The sequence below is a fragment of the Salinisphaera dokdonensis CL-ES53 genome (assembly GCF_040361215.1).
GTDB classification, from domain to species: domain Bacteria; phylum Pseudomonadota; class Gammaproteobacteria; order Nevskiales; family Salinisphaeraceae; genus Salinisphaera; species Salinisphaera dokdonensis.
Window position 1 is genome coordinate 170672 of the sequence record NZ_APND01000003.1, and the last position, 17644, is coordinate 188315.

At 63.2% G+C, this 17644-nt stretch carries 15 protein-coding genes; 7 read left to right on the forward strand and 8 right to left on the reverse strand.

Features of this window, described 5'->3' with window-relative positions:
- The first annotated feature begins 180 nt into the window (after positions 1 to 180).
- The 3 genes from rnt (at position 181) to SADO_RS10400 (ending at position 2510) form a co-directional block, all read left to right on the forward strand.
- The gene (gene rnt / locus SADO_RS10390) at positions 181 to 849 is read left to right on the forward strand and encodes a ribonuclease T (RefSeq protein WP_353111134.1); all 669 of its coding nucleotides are present in this window, start codon (positions 181 to 183) and stop codon (positions 847 to 849) included.
- A 109-nt stretch (positions 850 to 958) separates the two neighbouring features.
- The gene (locus SADO_RS10395; RefSeq protein ID WP_353111135.1) at positions 959 to 1750 is read left to right on the forward strand and encodes a GNAT family N-acetyltransferase; all 792 of its coding nucleotides are present in this window, start codon (positions 959 to 961) and stop codon (positions 1748 to 1750) included.
- Complete coding sequence (locus SADO_RS10400) at positions 1686 to 2510, forward strand: lysophospholipid acyltransferase family protein (protein ID WP_353111136.1); 825 nt, start codon at positions 1686 to 1688, stop codon at positions 2508 to 2510. The genes SADO_RS10395 and SADO_RS10400 overlap by 65 nt, the downstream gene beginning before the upstream one ends.
- Here SADO_RS10400 and phaZ read toward each other — a convergent pair.
- The 3 genes from phaZ to SADO_RS10415 form a co-directional block, all read right to left on the reverse strand.
- A complete protein-coding gene (phaZ, locus tag SADO_RS10405) occupies positions 2461 to 3447 on the reverse strand; it encodes a poly(3-hydroxyalkanoate) depolymerase (RefSeq protein ID WP_353111137.1) in 987 nt (328 codons plus the stop codon). The genes SADO_RS10400 and phaZ overlap by 50 nt on opposite strands.
- Positions 3448 to 3561: 114 nt before the next feature.
- Positions 3562 to 4440, reverse strand: a complete 879-nt coding sequence (locus SADO_RS10410) for an alpha/beta fold hydrolase (RefSeq protein WP_353111138.1) — start codon at positions 4438 to 4440, stop codon at positions 3562 to 3564.
- The gene (locus tag SADO_RS10415; protein ID WP_353111139.1) at positions 4424 to 6130 is read right to left on the reverse strand and encodes a PHA/PHB synthase family protein; all 1707 of its coding nucleotides are present in this window, start codon (positions 6128 to 6130) and stop codon (positions 4424 to 4426) included. Before SADO_RS10415 ends, SADO_RS10410 begins: the two co-directional genes overlap by 17 nt.
- A 128-nt stretch (positions 6131 to 6258) precedes the next feature.
- Between SADO_RS10415 and SADO_RS10420 the strand changes: the two genes are divergently transcribed.
- From SADO_RS10420 to SADO_RS10430, 3 genes are all read left to right on the forward strand, one after another.
- A complete protein-coding gene (locus SADO_RS10420; RefSeq protein ID WP_353111140.1) occupies positions 6259 to 7629 on the forward strand; it encodes a YihY/virulence factor BrkB family protein in 1371 nt (456 codons plus the stop codon).
- A gap of 46 nt (positions 7630 to 7675) precedes the next feature.
- The gene (locus SADO_RS10425) at positions 7676 to 9331 is read left to right on the forward strand and encodes an AMP-binding protein (protein WP_353111141.1); all 1656 of its coding nucleotides are present in this window, start codon (positions 7676 to 7678) and stop codon (positions 9329 to 9331) included.
- Positions 9332 to 9463: 132 nt separating this feature from the next.
- Positions 9464 to 11125, forward strand: coding sequence for an AMP-binding protein (locus SADO_RS10430; protein ID WP_353111142.1), 1662 nt, complete (start codon positions 9464 to 9466; stop codon positions 11123 to 11125).
- Positions 11126 to 11189: 64 nt separating this feature from the next.
- Here SADO_RS10430 and SADO_RS10435 read toward each other — a convergent pair whose 3' ends face one another.
- The 5 genes from SADO_RS10435 to minC form a co-directional block, all read right to left on the reverse strand.
- Positions 11190 to 12446 carry a putative manganese transporter gene (locus SADO_RS10435; protein ID WP_353111143.1) on the reverse strand — a complete coding sequence of 419 codons (1257 nt, stop codon included), beginning with the start codon at positions 12444 to 12446 and terminating at the stop codon, positions 11190 to 11192.
- Between the two features lie 105 nt (positions 12447 to 12551).
- The gene (locus SADO_RS10440) at positions 12552 to 14180 is read right to left on the reverse strand and encodes a GMC family oxidoreductase (protein WP_353111144.1); all 1629 of its coding nucleotides are present in this window, start codon (positions 14178 to 14180) and stop codon (positions 12552 to 12554) included.
- Positions 14181 to 14215: 35 nt separating this feature from the next.
- A complete protein-coding gene (minE, locus tag SADO_RS10445) occupies positions 14216 to 14482 on the reverse strand; it encodes a cell division topological specificity factor MinE (protein WP_353111145.1) in 267 nt (88 codons plus the stop codon).
- Between the two features lie 3 nt (positions 14483 to 14485).
- Positions 14486 to 15292 (reverse strand): septum site-determining protein MinD, encoded by an 807-nt coding sequence (gene minD, locus SADO_RS10450; RefSeq protein ID WP_353111146.1) that lies wholly within the window; start codon positions 15290 to 15292, stop codon positions 14486 to 14488.
- A gap of 3 nt (positions 15293 to 15295) precedes the next feature.
- Positions 15296 to 16069 (reverse strand): septum site-determining protein MinC, encoded by a 774-nt coding sequence (gene minC / locus SADO_RS10455; RefSeq protein ID WP_353111147.1) that lies wholly within the window; start codon positions 16067 to 16069, stop codon positions 15296 to 15298.
- Between the two features lie 120 nt (positions 16070 to 16189).
- Between minC and SADO_RS10460 the strand changes: the two genes are divergently transcribed.
- Positions 16190 to 17644 (forward strand): circularly permuted type 2 ATP-grasp protein, encoded by a 1455-nt coding sequence (locus SADO_RS10460; RefSeq protein ID WP_353111148.1) that lies wholly within the window; start codon positions 16190 to 16192, stop codon positions 17642 to 17644.

The following is a 17644-nucleotide window of genomic DNA, read 5'->3' on the forward strand; positions in this document are numbered from 1 at the left end:
ACGTGAACAAGCCGCGCATTATACGCACGGCCCCGCCGGCGAGCACGGTGGACCACGGCGTGTCGCGACAGCAGGAAAGGCCGAAGATGCGGCAAACAGCGCATCGCCACGGGGCCGATACGGCGTAACCATGGGCATGAGCATCGCCCCCTGCACACGGCAGGCTGCTAGTATCGCGCCATGACAGATCTTGATCCCACCGAAAACGGGCCCGAATCGGGCGTGCCGGCGATCGCTCAGCGCTTTCGCGGCTTCCTGCCAGTCGTCGTCGATGTCGAAACCGGCGGCTTCAACAACGCCACCGATGCCCTGCTCGAAATCGCCGCCGTAACCGTCGACTTCAACAGCGACGGCGATCTCGAACTGTGCGAGTCCGTGTCCTATCACGTCGAGCCTTTCGAGGGCGCGAACATCGAGCCGGCCTCGCTCGAGGTCAACGGCATCGACCCGCACCACCCGCTACGCCCGGCGCTGCCGGAACGCGAAGCGCTGGCGCGCGTGTTCAAGATGATTCGCGCCAGGCTCAAGGAAACCGGCTGCAAGCGCGCCGTGCTGGTGGGCCACAACGCGCATTTCGATCTCGGCTTTCTCAATGCCGCGATCGAGCGCAGCGGCATCAAGCGCAGCCCGTTTCATCCCTTTTCCTGTTTCGATACCGCGACCCTTGCCGGCGTGGCACTCGGGCAGACGGTATTGCGGCGGGCAGCCACGGCTGCCGGCATGTCCTGGGACAACAGCGCTGCGCATTCGGCGCTTTACGACACCGAGCAGACCGCCCGTCTGTTCTGCACGATCGTGAACCGCTTCCGGCCTGTCTACGAGAATATCCCGCCGCTGCCACAAGAGTAGACGCGCGTGTGACTGGCCGCGCTGTCATGGCGCGGTCATCGAAACATCATCGTTCCTCAATTTTTCCTGCCTAGCCTGCGCCTGACATCTACCGGCGAAAGGTCATGCCATGGCAGTTGCTGTACGCGCGTTGCGTCTACCCGAAACGGCGCGCACGCCGCGGGTCCGTCTTGCCCGCTCCAAAGCGGATACCGAAGCCAGTCTGCGGCTGCGCTACCGCGTGTTCGTGGATGAAATGGGCGCTGACATCGACGACTGCGCGGGTGGCCTGGAAACCGACGCGTTCGACCGCCACTGCCAGCATCTGCTCGTCCACGACAGCGCGAGCGGCGAGCTGCTTGCCAGTACCCGCCTGCTCGACGGCGATGTGGCTCAACGCCTCGGCGGCTTCTATTCCGAATCGGAATTCGAGATGGGCGCGGTGCTCGATCGCCCCGGTCGATTTCTGGAACTCGGGCGCACCTGTGTGGCCTCACATGCGCGCCAGGGTGCGGTGATCGCTGCACTGTGGTCGGGCGTGGGCGCCTTCGTGCGCGAGGGCAATTACTCGCACCTGATGGGTTGCGCTAGCATCGACGCCCGCGATGGCAGTGATCGCGCACACCGGCTGTTTGCCGGGCTGCGCGGCGCGGAGCTCTCTGACGCGGATGCCCGTGTCGTACCACGCCGTGTGCTGCCCAGCCCGCGCGGCGAAACATGCCAGTACGCGCGTCCCCCGCTGCTCAAGGCCTATCTGCGTCTGGGCGCGACCGTGGGCGGGGCCCCGTACTGGGACGAAAATTTTCATGTCGCGGACTTGTTCATGCATCTGCAAGTCGCTAACTTGTGCCCGCGATATGCGCGACACTTCCTTCACCGCCCCGCCGCGACCGCTGATCGGTCGCCTCTCGCTGTGCCTTAAAGGCCTGCGTCTGGCTGCATTGCTGCTGCTGGGCGTCATCCTGCTGCCCGCCGTTCCACTGATCGGCAACCGATCCTGGCATCTGGTTCGCTGGTGGCACGGACGCATGCTGCGCGTGCTGAATATCGAAGTGGAGATCGACGGCGAGCTGCCTGTGGGCCCGACGTTGATCGTTGCCAATCATTGCTCGTGGCTGGACATCATCGTGCTCGGCCACGCGTTCAATGCATCGTTCGTGTCCAAGGCCGAGATCGGCGGCTGGCCGCTGGTGGGCTCGTTTGCACGCGCTGCGGGCACGCTATTCCTAGCGCGCGGCGCCGGCAAGACATCCGAGACCTCGGAAAAAATCCGCTCGGTACTGGCCGCCGGGCGTTCGGTGCTGTTCTTCCCCGAAGGCACGACCACCAGCGACCCCCAGCCCAAGCGTTTTCACGCACGGCTGTTCGCGGCGGCAATCGACGGTGGCTACCCGGTGCTGCCAGTCGCCCTGCGCTATTGCGACGACACCACTCCGCCGGACATGCATCACGCGCTTGCGCCCTGGGTGAACGAGGCCTCACTCGGGCCGCATTTCAAGGATATGTTCCGGGTGCACGATATGCGCGCGCAGCTGCGTCTATGCGCGCCGATCGACCCGCGCGGCTTCGACCGCCGCAGCCTGGCCGAAGCCAGCTACATGGCGATCAGTCATCGTCAGTCCATGGCGGCGATCAAGGCTCGGCGCGAGGCAGCGGCTCGGCGGCCGCGGTCAGCGGCTTGAGCAAGCCGTCAGGCGCCAGATTCTGCGCCGCGTAGTAGTCCTGCCCATCAGTGCCATCGTAGCGGCGCTCGTTGATGAAGCGCTTGATCACCGCCGCGCTTTCGTTGGCCCGCACCAGCAGGAACAGATGCCCGCCGCCGCGCACGATGTGAAGATAGGACTTCGGGATCAGCCAGTAAAGCAGACGGATGTTGACCAGCGGCATCACCGGGTCATCGTCGCCGCCCATGATCAGCGTCGGGCAGCGCAGCCGGTGCAGGCGATGCACGCTGGTCCAGCCCAGCCCGGCGAGCAGCTGGTTGATATAGCCACGCTTGGACGGATCGGGTGAGAAATGGCCGTTGCGCTCGAGCAGTTCCGGGCGCCGGCGCATGAGCCCGCCGTAGAGCGCGGGCGCAAGCTGGGCCAGCGTTTCGTTCTTCTGGAAGCGGCGCGCATTGGTCAGTCGCTTGAGCACATTCGAGCGCGCCGGCAACGCCAGCATGCCGGTAGACGTGGCCGCGAGAACCAGCCGGTTCGTGCGTTCCGAAAAATCGAGCGCGAACTGCTGGGCCAGCGCGCCACCCCAGGACACCCCGGCGACGTTCACTGGCATGTCGTAGCCGAGCCGGTCGAGCAGCTTGGACGACAGCTTGGCCAGCCAGCGATAGCGATGCGGCAGGTTCAAGGCGGGTGAGTCGCCCGCTCCGGGCATGTCGAACACGATGACCTCGACATCGTCGAGCGCGTTGATCAGCGGCAGGGTCATATCGAGATTGGCGCCGATGCCATTGAACAGCAGCATGGGCCGTCCGCGCCCGCGCCGCACGCCGACACGCAGGCGCACGCCGTCCACATCGACAAACTCGACGTGCATCCGCGTGCGCCGGCGCAATACGCTCAGGCTGGGCGGCAGGCTGGGTCGCAATGCCGACTTATCCGCGACGACCGCGCTCACCGTATTCCTCGTGCTTCACTCCCGCTCCTCAGTACGTCCCGGGCGCTGGCCCGGGAACTACGATTTATGCCGCACTGCAATATACCGAGTCTTTCACACGGCTGCTTGCCGCGTCTAGAACGTACTGTCTTGATCGGCCGCGCTGAGGGCGAATTTAGATTCCAGAAACTCGTCGAGCTCGCGCACGACTTCGTCGGTACGTTCGAGGGCGAACCAGTGCCCTCCGCCACGAATGATCTTCAGGCGCGCCTGCGGCATCAGCAGCCCGAGTACACGCGCGTTCACCATCGGCACGATCGCATCGTCGTCACCGGCGATAACGAGCGTTGGCACGTTGAGCCGATGCAACCAGGGCAAGCTGCTGTACCCGGCCAGCGCGTAAAGCTGTGCGGCATAGCCGCGCCGCGTGGGCGTAGTCGCGCGCGCCATGGCAGTGGCTACTGCCCCGCATTCGTCGTTGCGGCGGCCGCCAAAGACCGTCCGTGCGTTCTGCCCGTCCGGCGCGACCGCGCTGAGCGCGCCCGGGCGCGCGAGACGCATGAGGCTTGCCACGCGACCAGGAAACATCAGCTGCCCGCTTGAAGTCGCTGCGAGCACCAGCCGCCGCACCCGGTCGCGGTGATCGTGCGCGAACTGCTGGGCGAGTAGTCCGCCCCAGCCTATGCCCATGATGTCGACGGCACCGGTCAGTTCGAGCTGGTCGAGCAGGCCCGCCAGTAGACGCGCAACACCCGACATGCGGCGAATGGAGCGCACGTCTGCCGAAGTGCCGATACCCGGCAGGTCGAAGCACAGCACCGGGCGATCGAGCGCCGCGACGAAATCATCCAGCACTTCGAGATTGGCCGCGAAATCGTTGCACAAAACCAGCGGCGTACGTGCATCGCGGCCCGCGTTAGCACCCTCGTCTGGGCCGGGCGAAAAGACGGTATGCAGCCGTTCGCCGTCGATGGCGACGTGCTCGATAATACGCCCCTCAGATTTGGCGGACATAGCGTCCCGGGGCAGGTTCGACCGGATCGTAGTCATCGTTGCCGTAGACCGTGGGTGCGGGGATTCGTTCGCCGCCGTGGCTTTCACACCAGCGCACCCAGGCCGGCCACCAGGACCCACGCTGCTCGTGAGCGCCCCGTCGCCAGGCCGCCGGGTCGAGGCTGTAGTCGTCGTTCACGTAGAAACGTGCGTTGTCGTCATCCGGCGGGCACAGGATCGACTGCACATGCCCCGCCGACCCGAGCACGAAGCGCATATTCGAGCGAAACATCTGCATGGATCGATAACAGGCCTGCCACGGCGTGATGTGATCGCGCGCGCCGGCCACCACGAACACGTCGCGGTCGATCAGCCGGATATCGATATCCACGCCGTCGATAGCGAAATCGCGGCCGCTGCGCAGCCGGTTGTTGCGATAGATCATCAGCAGGTCGGCATGCAGCGCGGCCGGCAGGCGCGTGGTGTCGCTGTTCCAGTACAGCACGTCGAAGGCCGGCGGCTCGTTGCCCAGCACGTAGTTGTTGACCACGAAATGCCAGATCAGCTCGTTCGGCCGCAGCCACGCGAAGGTGCGTGCCATGTCGGCGCCGTCGAGCACACCGGAGAACTGCGAGCGCGCCAGTGCGGCGGTGACGGCAGTCTCGTCAGCCACGCGGGCCAGCCGGCGGCTGCGCGGCGAATCGAGCATCGTGACCAACAAAGATAGACAAGCGATCTTGTCTTGCTGGCCCTGCCCGGCCAGCCACGCCGCGGTGACCGCGGCCGTCAATCCACCGGCACAGGCGCCGAGCAGTTTGACCGGCTGTTCGTCAGTGATCTCGCGCACGACTTCGATCGCGCGTGCCGTCGAGCGGACATAGGTCGCCAGATCCCAGTCGCGCTTGGCCGCGGTGGGATTCCGCCAGGAAATCGCGAACACCTGCTGGCCGGATTCCAGCGCGTGGCGGATAAAGCTCTTCTCGGGCGACAGATCGAGCACGTAGTACTTGTTGATCTGTGGCGGGCAGACAAGAACCGGCTGGGAATCGACCGTTTCGGTGCGCGGGCTATACTGAATCAGTTCGAAGACTTCGTTACGAAAGATCACCGCGCCTTCGGTCGTGGCCAGGTTGTGGCCGATACGGAATGCGGTCTTGTCCACTTGCCGGGGCAGGCCACGGTTGTGGCGCAGGTCCTCTAGCACATGGCGCACGCCGGACACGATCGAACCGCCGCGTGAACGCGCCGCGGCGTCGTAGAAACCCGGATGGGTCACAAAAAGATTCGTCGGCGCGCCGGCAGCGACCAAGTGCTCGGCCACGAACAGCAGGCGTCGACGCTGGTCGGCGCCTACACGCAGGCCGTGAACCAGTTCGAGCAGCGCGCTGGACCAGGCCAGATAGCCCTGCAGTACGCGCCGGAACACCGCGTTCTCCTGCCAGGCCGGGTCGGCAAAACGACGGTCGCTCGGATCCGGACGCAGCCGGGAACGGCCTACCGCAATGCGAGCCATTTCCAGCGACAGACTCGCCTGGGCACGCGCCACGGCTATCGGGTGCGCCGCCAATACCTTGAGCAGTTCGCCGCCCGAAGCGATCGCCTCGCCCCAGCGCGATCCCACGAATGCATAAGCGCCGGTGAGATCGCGTAGCGCGCGCGGCGAACTGTCGCCGCTGGGGCTTATATCCTGATCGGGGACTGCTGCTTCCATAAGGGGTCTGGTGTCAGGGGCCGGTGGGCAAAGCCCTTCGCGACGCGTCTATGGGCGTCAACCATACGAAACGGTATGGTCGACATGGTTACAATGCCGCTCGACCGACTTCAAGGGCAACTCAACGCATGCTCAGTGGGATAAGCAACCGCTTCAATACTGCCATCTGGCAGCCCGAACTCGAGGACATGAGCGCGCCCAGGCGTTGGGGCGTCACGACTGTCCGGCTCGGCCAGGTTCTGCTGCGCGATATCCAGAATGGCGAGATTACCATGCGCGCCATGGGGCTGGTTTACACCACCCTGCTGTCGCTCGTGCCCTTGCTGGCGCTTGCTTTCTCGATGCTCAAGGCCTTTGGTGTCAACGATGCACTGCGTCCGGTGCTGCATCGTTTTCTTGCGCCACTGGGCGCCCAGGCCGACGAGATTATCGAGAAGGTCGTCGGGTTCGTGGAGAACGTGCAGGTGGGTCTGCTCGGAGCGATCGGCGTCGTGATGCTGATGTATTCGGTGATCAGCCTGATCCAGAAAGTCGAGAACGGCTGTAATTACATCTGGCAGGTGCGCAAGCCCCGGTCGCTGGGTCGCCGGTTCACCGAATATCTGAGCGTGCTGATCGTCGGCCCGATCATCATCGTCGCAGCCAGCAGCATGACGGCGTCGCTGTCGAGCAATGCCGTCGTGGGCTATCTCGCGACGGTCGAACCGTTCGGCACCTCGCTCTACATGATCGGCCGGATCGTGCCCTACGTGCTCTACAGCATCGGCTTCACCTTCCTGTTCGCCTTCATGCCGAACACCAAGGTCAATATCCTGCCGGCGATCGGCGGCGGCGTATTCGCCGGCGTACTCTGGCAGACGGCCAGCCTGGGCTTTGCGCTGTTTGCCTCCAATGCCGGCAACGTCAACGCCGTCTATTCGAGTTTCGCGATCCTGATCCTGTTGCTGATCTGGCTGTACGTGTCCTGGCTGATCATGCTCACCGGATGCCGGGTGTCATTTCTGCTCCAGCACACGGAGCAACTGACCCGAAAGCCCTACCCGCCACGCCTGGGCGCAGCCGATCGCGAAGAAATAGCACTTCTGATGATGGGCCTGATCGGCTATAACTTCATGCAGGGCAACGCGCCGTGGCAGGTCGCGCGGCTATCGCGTTACCTGCGCGCCGCACCGGATCATGTCTATGCCATAGTCGATCAACTGGTGGCCAAGAACATGCTGATAGAAACGGGCGACACGACCGTGACACTGCTGCCGCGGCAGGATATCGAGTGCCTGAAGGTGAACGATATTCTCGAGGCAGTGCGCAGCGGTGATCCGGCGGCGGCGCCGAGCCCACGGGACGATCGGCTCCACCGGGAAGTGGGCCAGTGGATTTCACAGAGCGTAGAAGCAAGACGGAATACTTACGGGGCGCTATCACTCAGGGAACTGGTCATCGCCAGCATGCGTGACGGCGGACTACAGGACAGGGACAAGGGGAACCAGCCGGCGAGCTGACGGGGGGTCAGACACCGGCTGAACCAGATGCCGTTTGGGAGGGCACATGGAAAAGAACTGGTTCGAAAATTATCCAATCGGGGTTCGGAACACGATCGATACCGAGGCCTTCGGTTCGGTCGCCGCCATCATTGAGCACAGCTGCCGCCAGTACGCGGATCGCAACGCGTTCTCGAACATGGGAGCGACACTCACCTATGCCGGCATCGACAAGGAGTCGACCGCATTTGCTGCTTATCTGCAGCAGACTCTGGGCATGCGCAAGGGCGAGCGCATCGCGATCATGATGCCCAACTGCCTGCAGTACGCCACCGCCCTGTTCGGGGCGCTGCGCGCGGGGCTTATCGTGGTCAATATCAACCCGCTCTACACGGCGCGCGAGCTCGAGCATCAACTCAACGATGCCGAAGTCAAGACGCTGATCGTGATGGAAAATTTCGCCGCCACGCTGGAAAAGATCTACGACAGCGTACCGGTGGAGACGGTCATCACCACCCAACTCGGCGACATGCTCTCGCCGATCAAGCGCGCGCTGACCAACTTCGTGGTCAAGCGGGTCAAGAAGATGGTGCCGAACTGGAGTCTGCCCGGCGCGACCGACTTTCCGAGCGCTCTGGCAGCCGGTCATCGTCAGACCTTCGAGCCGGTGGATATCACCCGCGACGATCTGGCGTTCCTGCAGTACACCGGCGGCACCACCGGACCGGCCAAGGGCGCCATGCTCAGCCACGGCAACGTGGTCGCCAACGTCCTGCAATGCCAGGAATGGTTCAAGCCAGAGATGAGCTCCGAAGGCGAGCTGATCATTACGGCGCTGCCGATGTACCACATCTTCGCGCTGACCGTGAACACCCTGGTCTACTTCTCGGTCGGCGGCCACAACGTGCTGATCACCAATCCGCGCGACATGCCGGGATTCGTGAAGACGCTGAGCCAGTACCCGTTCTCGGCGATCACGGGCGTGAATACGCTCTATAACGGCCTGCTCAATACCGAAGGCTTTTCGGATCTGGATTTTTCCACGCTCAAGTTCTCGATGTCGGGCGGCATGGCCACCCAGCAGCCGGTCGCCGAGCGCTGGGCTGAAGTTACGGGCAAGCCGATCATCGAGGGTTATGGCCTGTCGGAAACCGCGCCGGTCGCGACCTGCAACGCGCTGAACGTCAAGAGCTTCAATCATTCTATCGGCATGCCAATGCCGTCGACGGATATCGACATCCGCGATGACGACGGCAACGCTCAGCCGATCGGCGAGCCGGGCGAACTATGCGTACGCGGCCCGCAGGTCATGCAAGGGTACTGGCGCAAGGACGAAGTCAACGCCGAGGCGTTCACCGAGGACGGCTTCTTTCGTACCGGCGACATTGCTCGCCAGGACGACCACGGTCTGTTCTATATCGTCGACCGCAAGAAAGACATGATTCTCGTGTCGGGCTTCAACGTCTATCCGAACGAGATCGAAGATGTGGTGGCCGGCCATCCCGATATTCTGGAGGCGGCCGCGGTCGGTGTGCCGGACGAGAAATCGGGTGAGGCGGTCAAGCTGTTCGTGGTCAAGAAGAACCCGGGTCTCACCGCAGAAACGGTGCGCGAATATTGCCGCGAGAATCTGACCGCCTACAAGGTCCCCAAGCACTACGAGTTCATCGAGGAAGTGCCGAAATCGAACGTCGGCAAAATTCTTCGCAAGGAATTGCGCTAAAAAACCGATAACCGCATCGAACCGGCCGCGATCACCGCCTCTCGCAGTGATCGCAGGCCGGGCTGATATACTTTTTTCATGCGTCAGCGCCCAAGTCGCGCTGACCAATACTGCAGATCATGAGGAGAATTCGTGGATAAAATCTGGCTGAACCGCTACCCCAAGGGCGTTGGCGCCGACATCGATACCGAGTCGACCGACACGCTCGTCAATATCATCGAGGATGGCTGCCGAGACTTCCGTGACAAGGTCGCGTTCAGCAATATGGACTGCGACCTGACCTACGGCGAGCTGGACAAGCTCAGCCGCGATTTCGCGGCCTACCTGCAGAACGACCTCGGCTTTGCCAAGGGCGATCGCGTCGCGATCATGATGCCCAACCTGCTCCAGTACCCGATTGCCCTGTTCGGCATCCTGCGGGCCGGCATGGTGGCGGTGAACGTCAACCCGCTTTATACCGCCCGCGAACTCGAGCATCAGCTCAGCGACGCTGGCGCACGCGCCATCGTCATTGTCGAGAACTTTGCCGCCACGCTCGAGCAGGTACGCGACAAGGTGGCGCTGGAAGCGGTGATCACGACCCAGATCGGCGACTGCCTGCCCACCATCAAGCGCACGCTGGTGAACTTCGTGGTCAAGCGCGTCAAGCGCATGGTGCCGAGCTTCAGCCTGCCCGGCGCGGTCACCTTCAACGACACACTCAAGAAAGGTGCCAGCGCGCAGTTCAAGCCGGCGGACGTCAAACCCGACGATATCGCCTTCCTGCAGTACACCGGCGGCACCACCGGCCTGGCCAAGGGCGCGACCCTGCTGCACCGGAACATGGTGGCCAACATCGCTCAGGCCGGGCAGTGGCTCGACCCGTGGACCGAGCGCGGCCAGGAAGTGATCATCACGCCCCTGCCGCTCTACCATGTGTTCGCGCTCACGGCGAACTGCCTGGTGTTCCTCCAGCAAGGCGGCAAGAACATCCTCATCACCAACCCGCGCGATATTCCGGCGCTGGCCAAGGAGTTCGAAAAACACCAGCCGACGGCATTCACTGGCGTGAATACGCTATTCAATGCGCTGGTCAACGACGAGAACTTCGCCAAGCTCGACTTCTCGCGCCTCAAGCTCACGCTGGGCGGCGGCGCAGCGGTACAGAGGGCAGTGGCCGAGAAGTGGAAGAAGATCACCGGTATCCCGTTGATCGAGGCCTACGGCCTGACCGAGACCTCCCCGGCCGCCTGTATTAACCCGCTCGATCTGGACGACTACAACGGCTCGATCGGCCTGCCGATTCCGTCCACCGAAGTGGTCATCCGTGACGACGACGGCAACGATCTGCCCACCGGCGAGCCCGGCGAGCTGTGCATCCGTGGCCCGCAGGTGATGCACGGCTACTGGAACAAGCCGGAAGAGAACGAGAAGACCTTCTTCCCCGACGGCTTCCTTCGCACCGGCGACGTGGCCAAGATGGACGAGCAGGGCTTCTTCTATATCGTTGATCGCAAGAAGGACATGATTCTGGTGTCCGGCTTCAACGTCTACCCGAACGAGATCGAGGACGTCGTCGCCCAGCATCCGAAGGTTCTCGAAGCCGCCTGTATCGGTGTCGACGACGAGAAATCGGGCGAAGCCGTCAAGATCTTCGTGGTCAAGAAGGAAGACAGCCTGACCGACAAGGAGCTGATCTCCTTCTGCCGCGAGCAGCTCACGGGCTACAAGGTACCCAAGCAGGTCGTGTTCATCGACGAACTGCCGAAGTCCAATGTGGGCAAGATCTTGCGCAAGGATCTACGCGACAAGTAGCACAGCCAGCATTACCGCTGGCAGAGGCCGCCGGTCCTTTCGGATCGGCGGCCTTTTTTTATGCCTAATAGCCAAGGGCGAAAGCGGTATAGCCGACAAGCAACGCCGGTATCGCCGAGTAGGCAGTCGCCAGAATCGCGGCCCGGGGCGTGAGCGCAATCGCCGGGAACAGCGCATCGCCGTCGTTACTGATCGCGTTGGCCAGCAACGCCGACATCGGGACCGCTCCGCTGAGATAAAGCGTCGTCAGCAGGATTTGCGGGCCACAGCCGGGAATGAAGCCCACGAGTACGCCGGCCAATGGCATCAAGGGCCCGGCGATCTGGAACCAGCTCTCAGGCTCGGCACCGGTGAAGGCCACCCCAAGCTCGAACACCAGGAAGGCGGCAATCACCCAGACGGTCACGAAATTGGTATCGGTACGGGCGCGGCGCGTCCAAGCCATCAGACCCCGCATCTCGACATTCGCACGCAGCGGTCCCCCGTCGCCGGGATTGGCCAGAGCCGAAACCGAAGAGGCTTCCTCCGCACGGGCCTGAGTGACATCCCCTATTCGGCCCGCCCACATCGCCAGCGCCAGCATGGCACCCACAAAACCCAGCCACGTCACGGGCTCGTAAACCGACCACGCGCCGAACCATGTGTTCGGCTCCTGCTGGAACGCGATAGCGAGCGCGAACGGCACACCCATCGCCCAGAGCGCCAACCAGCTGCGATCGAGCCAGCGAGGTGCCTCTACCCCGCTACTTCCACCCATTTTCAGAGTCGCGCTGCTGCCTTCCGGCGCGGCCTCGTGGCGCATGAAACGGGGGCCGTGGATCGCATCGACCAACCAACCGCACAGAATGGCGCACACCAGACTGATGCCCAGCACGACGCCGGCCGTCTGAGGCGCGGCCGCGATCAGCAGGAAGGCCGCATCGCCCATGGTCGCGACCAGAACGGCCACGAGCGCGCCGAAACCGATCCGACCGTTGACGAACTGGGTAACAATCACGATCGCCCCGCCGCAGCCCGGCAACATGCCCAACGCCGCGGCAATCGGCACCTGTGCGATCCCGGCATTGGCCAGACGCGTGTCGAGATTGATCGCGAATCGCTGCTCGATCGCGTAGAGCAGAAGCAGCGTGGCCGCGACGAACACGCTGACCTGCAGGTACGCCTCCGCGAGCGTGTCGCGCACGAGAAAACCGGTTTCCGTACCGCTCATCACGGCAGAAACCAGCAGTACCGGCACAATCCAGCGCCAGCCGCCGAGTGCCAGGAGCGCCGGAAAGCGCGTCCGTGCTTCGTATATAGCAGCCTGCGTCAATTCTTTCATCGGCGGCCCATGTTTAGCCTTGGCTAAGTCTTGAGGCCAAAGCTATACGAAGTCGCAGCGCCTGGCAAGCGCTGCGACGGCTACCGATTGACGAACAAGGTGCTGCTAGGCGGCAGCGTCTTCCAGAATCATGTCGGCGGCCTTTTCGGCGATCGCCGTGGTCGGGGCATTGGTGTTGCCGCCGACGAGCGTCGGCATGATCGACGCGTCCACCACGCGTAGGCCCTGCATACCGTGGACCTTCAGACGATCATCCACGACGGCTTCGTCGTCATGCCCCATGCGGCAGGTGCCCACGGGGTGATAGATCGTCTCGGCGCGTTCGCGGATAAACGTCTCGATAGCCGCGTCGTCCACCACGTCCGGCCCGGGCTCCAGTTCGCGGTCGCGATGCGCGGCCAACGGCGGCGCCTGCAGAATCTGGCGTCCGATCTTCACTGCCTTGACCAGTTGGGCGAGATCGTCAGGATGATCGAGATAGTTGGGATCGATCAACGCATCAGCCATCGGATCGGCACTTTTCAGGCCGATCCGCCCACGGGATTTCGGCCGCAGGTCACATATGCGCAGCGTATAGCCGTGGTGCTTGATCGTATTCCAGAGGTTGTGACCGTGATCCTGTTCAATCGTGGCGATGAAATGCAGCTGCAGGTCGGCGAGTTGATTCGACGGATCGCTCTTGGCGAAACCGCCGGACTCGGCCACGTTGCTGACGAGCTGGCCACGGCCATGCACAAAGTACTCGTAGGCCGCCTTGGGGGCGTCGACTAACAGGAATTTCGGGCTCAGGCGCAGGCTCAGCTTCGTCTTTTCGAGCTCGACGACGCTGACGTCCAGATGATCCTGCAGGTTACGGCCGACGCCTTTCAGCTCATGGATCAAAGGAATACCGTGCGGTTCGATCTCCTCCGCCGGCCCGACGCCGGAGAGCAGCAACAGTTGCGGCGAGTTGATCGCGCCGCCGCACAACAGCACCTCGCGCCGGGCGGTGAGCGTGCGATCGCCGCCAAACCAGCCTTTTTTGTAGGTCACGCCGGTCGCCCGCTTGCCCTCGACCAGAATCTTCTTGGCGCGGGCACGGGTGATGACCGTGAGATTCTTGCGATGCGCGACGGGGTGCAGGAAGGCGTCGGCATTACTACAGCGACGGCCATTGTCCTGCGCCACGCTGTACAGGCCGAAGCCTTCTTCGGTCGCGCCGCCGAAATCGTCGTTGCGCGGGTAGCCACAGGCCACGGCCGCTTCGACAAAGGTATGGCTCAGCGGATTGACATGGCGCAGCGAACTGACGCAGTAACCACCCTCGCCCCCGTGATACTCGCTCTCGCCACCCTCGTGCTTCTCCGACTTGCGGAAATAGCCGAGCATGTCGCGAAAGCCCCAACCGCGATTGCCAAGCTCTGCCCAGTGGTCGTAATCCCAGGCGTTGCCACGGGTATAGCACTGGGCATTGATCGAGCTGGAGCCGCCCAGCGTCTTGCCGCGCGGCCAGAACATCTCGCGCCCGTTCATGTTCTTCTGCGGCGCGGTGTAGTACGCCCAGTTGAACATCTTCGACCACATCAGACCGATGATCCCGATCGGGATATGGATCAGCGGGTTCCAGTCGCCCGGGCCCGCTTCCAGCATGCACACGGAAACATTCGGATCGGCGCTCAGCCGATTGGCAAGCACGCAGCCGGCGGAGCCGCCCCCCACGATGATGTAGTCGAACCCTTGCTCTTCCGTGGACATCGCGGCTCCTCCTGCCGTTTTATGTAGTGCTTGTTCTAGTGCTTGGCTTCTTCGGGCAGCGTGATGTTGAGCTCCAGCACCTCGAGATCGCCTTCGCGTTCGATCTCCATCTGCACGGCGTCATCGCCTACCTGCACGTACTTGCGCAGCACGGCCAGCAGATCCTGCTGCAGCTGCGGGAAGTACGCGGGATGATCACCACCGCCGGTGCGGCGATGGGCAACCACGACCTGAAGCCGTTCCTTGGCCGTCTGGGCCGAGGTCTTCTTTTCGTTATTACGAAATACGTCGAGCCAACCCATGGTCTACCTCCCCATCAGCCGGTCTAGAAACTTCTTCTTGGCCTGGGTGAACCGCATCGGCCGGTTCTCACCAAGAAAGCGCGCCACCATGTCCAGATAGGCCTGACCGGCGTCCGCGTTCTCTTCCATGGCCACCGGCATGCCGGAGTTCGATGCGTTGAGCACCTTTTCGGACTCCGGAATCACGCCGAGCAGCGGGATGCCGAGAATATCGTTGACGTCGTCCAGCGACAGCATTTCGCCCTTGCCGACACGGCTGGGCGCATAACGCGTCACCACAAGGTGTTCCTTGACCGGCTCGCCGCCTTCGATCGCACGCTTGGTCTTGCTCGAAAGCATGCCCAGCACACGATCGGAGTCACGCACCGAGGAGACCTCGGGGTTGGTCACCACGAGCGCTTCGTCGGCGTAGTACATCGCCATGATCGCGCCGGTTTCGATACCGGCCGGCGAATCGCAGATGATGTAGTCGAAATCCTCGGCAAGCTTGTTGAGCGTGCGCTCGACGCCTTCCTGGTTGAGCGCATCCTTGTCGCGCGTCTGCGACGCCGCAAGGATATAAAGCTTCTCGTGCCGCTTGTCGCGAATGAGGGCCTGCTTGAGGTTGGCCTCGCCGCTGATGACGTTGATGAAGTCGAACACCACCCGGCGTTCACACCCCATGATCAGGTCGAGGTTACGCAGACCGACATCGAAATCGATGACGACGGTCTTGTGCCCCCGCATGGCAAGTCCGGCTGCGAAAGAGGCGGCGGTCGTGGTCTTGCCGACCCCACCCTTGCCGGACGTGACGACGATGATCTTTGCCACTCTTTACTCCTGCAATTCGATGCTCAAGTTATCGTTTTCCAGACGTACTGCGACGGCTCTGGAACGTACCCCCTCTTCTATCGCATCGGCCACCTTGTAGCAGCCCGCGATCGCGACCAGATCGGGTTCGAAGCGACGGCAATAGATCCGCGCTTCGGTGTCTCCGGTGGCACCCGCCAAGGCGCGCCCCCGCAGTGCACCATAAATATGTATGTGGCCGTCCGCCAGCACTTCCGCGCCTTCGCTCACTGAAGTGGCGATAACGAGGTCCCCGCCGCGGGCGTAAATCTGCTGACCCGAGCGTACCGGCTTGGTCACCAGACGGGTGGGCGTACGTGGCGGCTCTTCGCGGCTGACCGGCGCTTCCTTGGCCGCCGGCGCCTCGTCGGTCGAGGCATTATCCGCGCCATTCGCATCGCTTGGCTCGCGCTTCTTCGCCGAATCGGCAGCAGCGGCGCCGCGTGCGGGAGATGCCATCACGCCCAGGCCGGCAGCCTCGGCAGCGCTGCGGGCCTGTGGGCCCGGGTCGAGAATACCGACCGGCACCATTCCAGCGCGGCGGATGATTTCGCTCACCTCGGCGAGGTCGGGCACCGCGTCGGGTATCGACAGCAACACCGGCATGTGTTCGAAAAATCCCGGCGCGCGCTCCAGCTGCGCCTCGATCTGACTGGCGATCCGGCCGCCGTCGGTTTCACGGACTTCGAGTACCGTGAGGGTCATCATCCGACCCTTGAACACGACGCCAGCATCGGCCGCGGTAGGTGTGTCCGCCATGCCCGAATTACTCTGAAAACAAGCCGGGGAGTCTAGCACGCTGCTTGCGCATTACGGTCTGTGTCTTGCATAGAAATATGCTTGGGGATCGACTACACAAAAAACGGGAAGAAGCTATTCATGAATGCACTGTGGCAGGACTATCGCAGTCCCGGCTTCTTCGACGAAGTCTTCGATGACTCGGGTACGCCCCGCCGGGCGGCGCAATCACTGGTACGCCATCTCGGCGAGTTCAATAACGAGGAGCTCGATAACCGGCGCATGGCAGCCGACCTGTCCATCAAATCGATGGGCATCACCTTCACCGTGTACTCCGAAGCCGGGATGATCGACCGGGCCTGGCCGTTCGACGTACTGCCACGCACCATCAGCCGCCGCGAGTGGGATCGCGTTCGCGAGGGCCTCCAGCAACGCGTAGCTGCGCTCAACCTCTTCATCGCCGATCTCTACGGCAAGCAGCAGATCATCAAGGACGGCGTCTTCCCGCGCGAGGTGCTCGCGCAGTCGGTGAATTTCCGCCCGGAGTGTGTCGGCATCCGGCCGCCCGGCGATATCTGGGCGCATATCTGCGGCTCGGACTTGGTGCGCGACGGCGCCGGGGATTTTTATGTCCTCGAGGACAACCTGCGCGTGCCCTCGGGCGTGTCGTACATGGTCGAGAACCGGCTGGTATCCAAGCGCGTTTTTCCCGAGCTGTTCGCCCAGACCGACATTCTCCCGGTCGACGACTACCCCAGCGAACTGCTGGACTCGCTCAACGCGCTATCGCCGCGCCAGGACGTCACGCCCAATGTCGCCCTGCTCACGCCGGGCGTATTCAATTCGGCTTTCTTCGAGCATGTCTGGCTGGCCGGCCAAATGGGCGCCGAACTGGTCCAGGGCAGCGATCTGTACGTGGATCGCGACGACTGTGTCTATTCGCGCACCATTTTCGGCCCGCAGCGCGTCGACGTGATCTACCGACGGGTGGACGATGCCTTCATCGATCCCGAGGCCTTCCGGGCAGATTCGATGCTCGGCACGCCCGGGCTGATGCGTGCCTGGCGGGCCGGCAACGTGGCGATTGCGAATGCACCCGGCGCGGGCGTGGCCGACGACAAAGTGGTCTATGCCTTCGTGCCGCAGATCATCCGCTACTATCTGGACCAGGACGCCAAGCTGCCGAACGTGCCCTCCTGGCTGTGCATGGAAGAAAAACAGCGCGACCACGTACTCGCCAACCTGGACTCGTTGGTGGTCAAGCCCGCCAACGAATCCGGTGGCTACGGCATGCTCATAGGCCCACGCTCCACGGCCGACGAACGCGACCAGTTCGCCCAGCTGATCCGGCGCAACCCGCGCAACTACATCGCCCAGCCCACGCTGGCGCTATCGACCGCGCCGACGCTGATCGAAAACACCGCGCGCCCCCGGCATGTCGATCTGCGGCCTTTCATCGTCTCGCGCCCCGGCGACGACGCCTACGTGACCATGGGTGGACTCACCCGCGTGGCGCTGCGCGAGGGCTCGCTGGTGGTGAACAGCTCACAGGGCGGCGGCAGCAAGGACACCTGGATCGTAGAGGACGAGGACTGA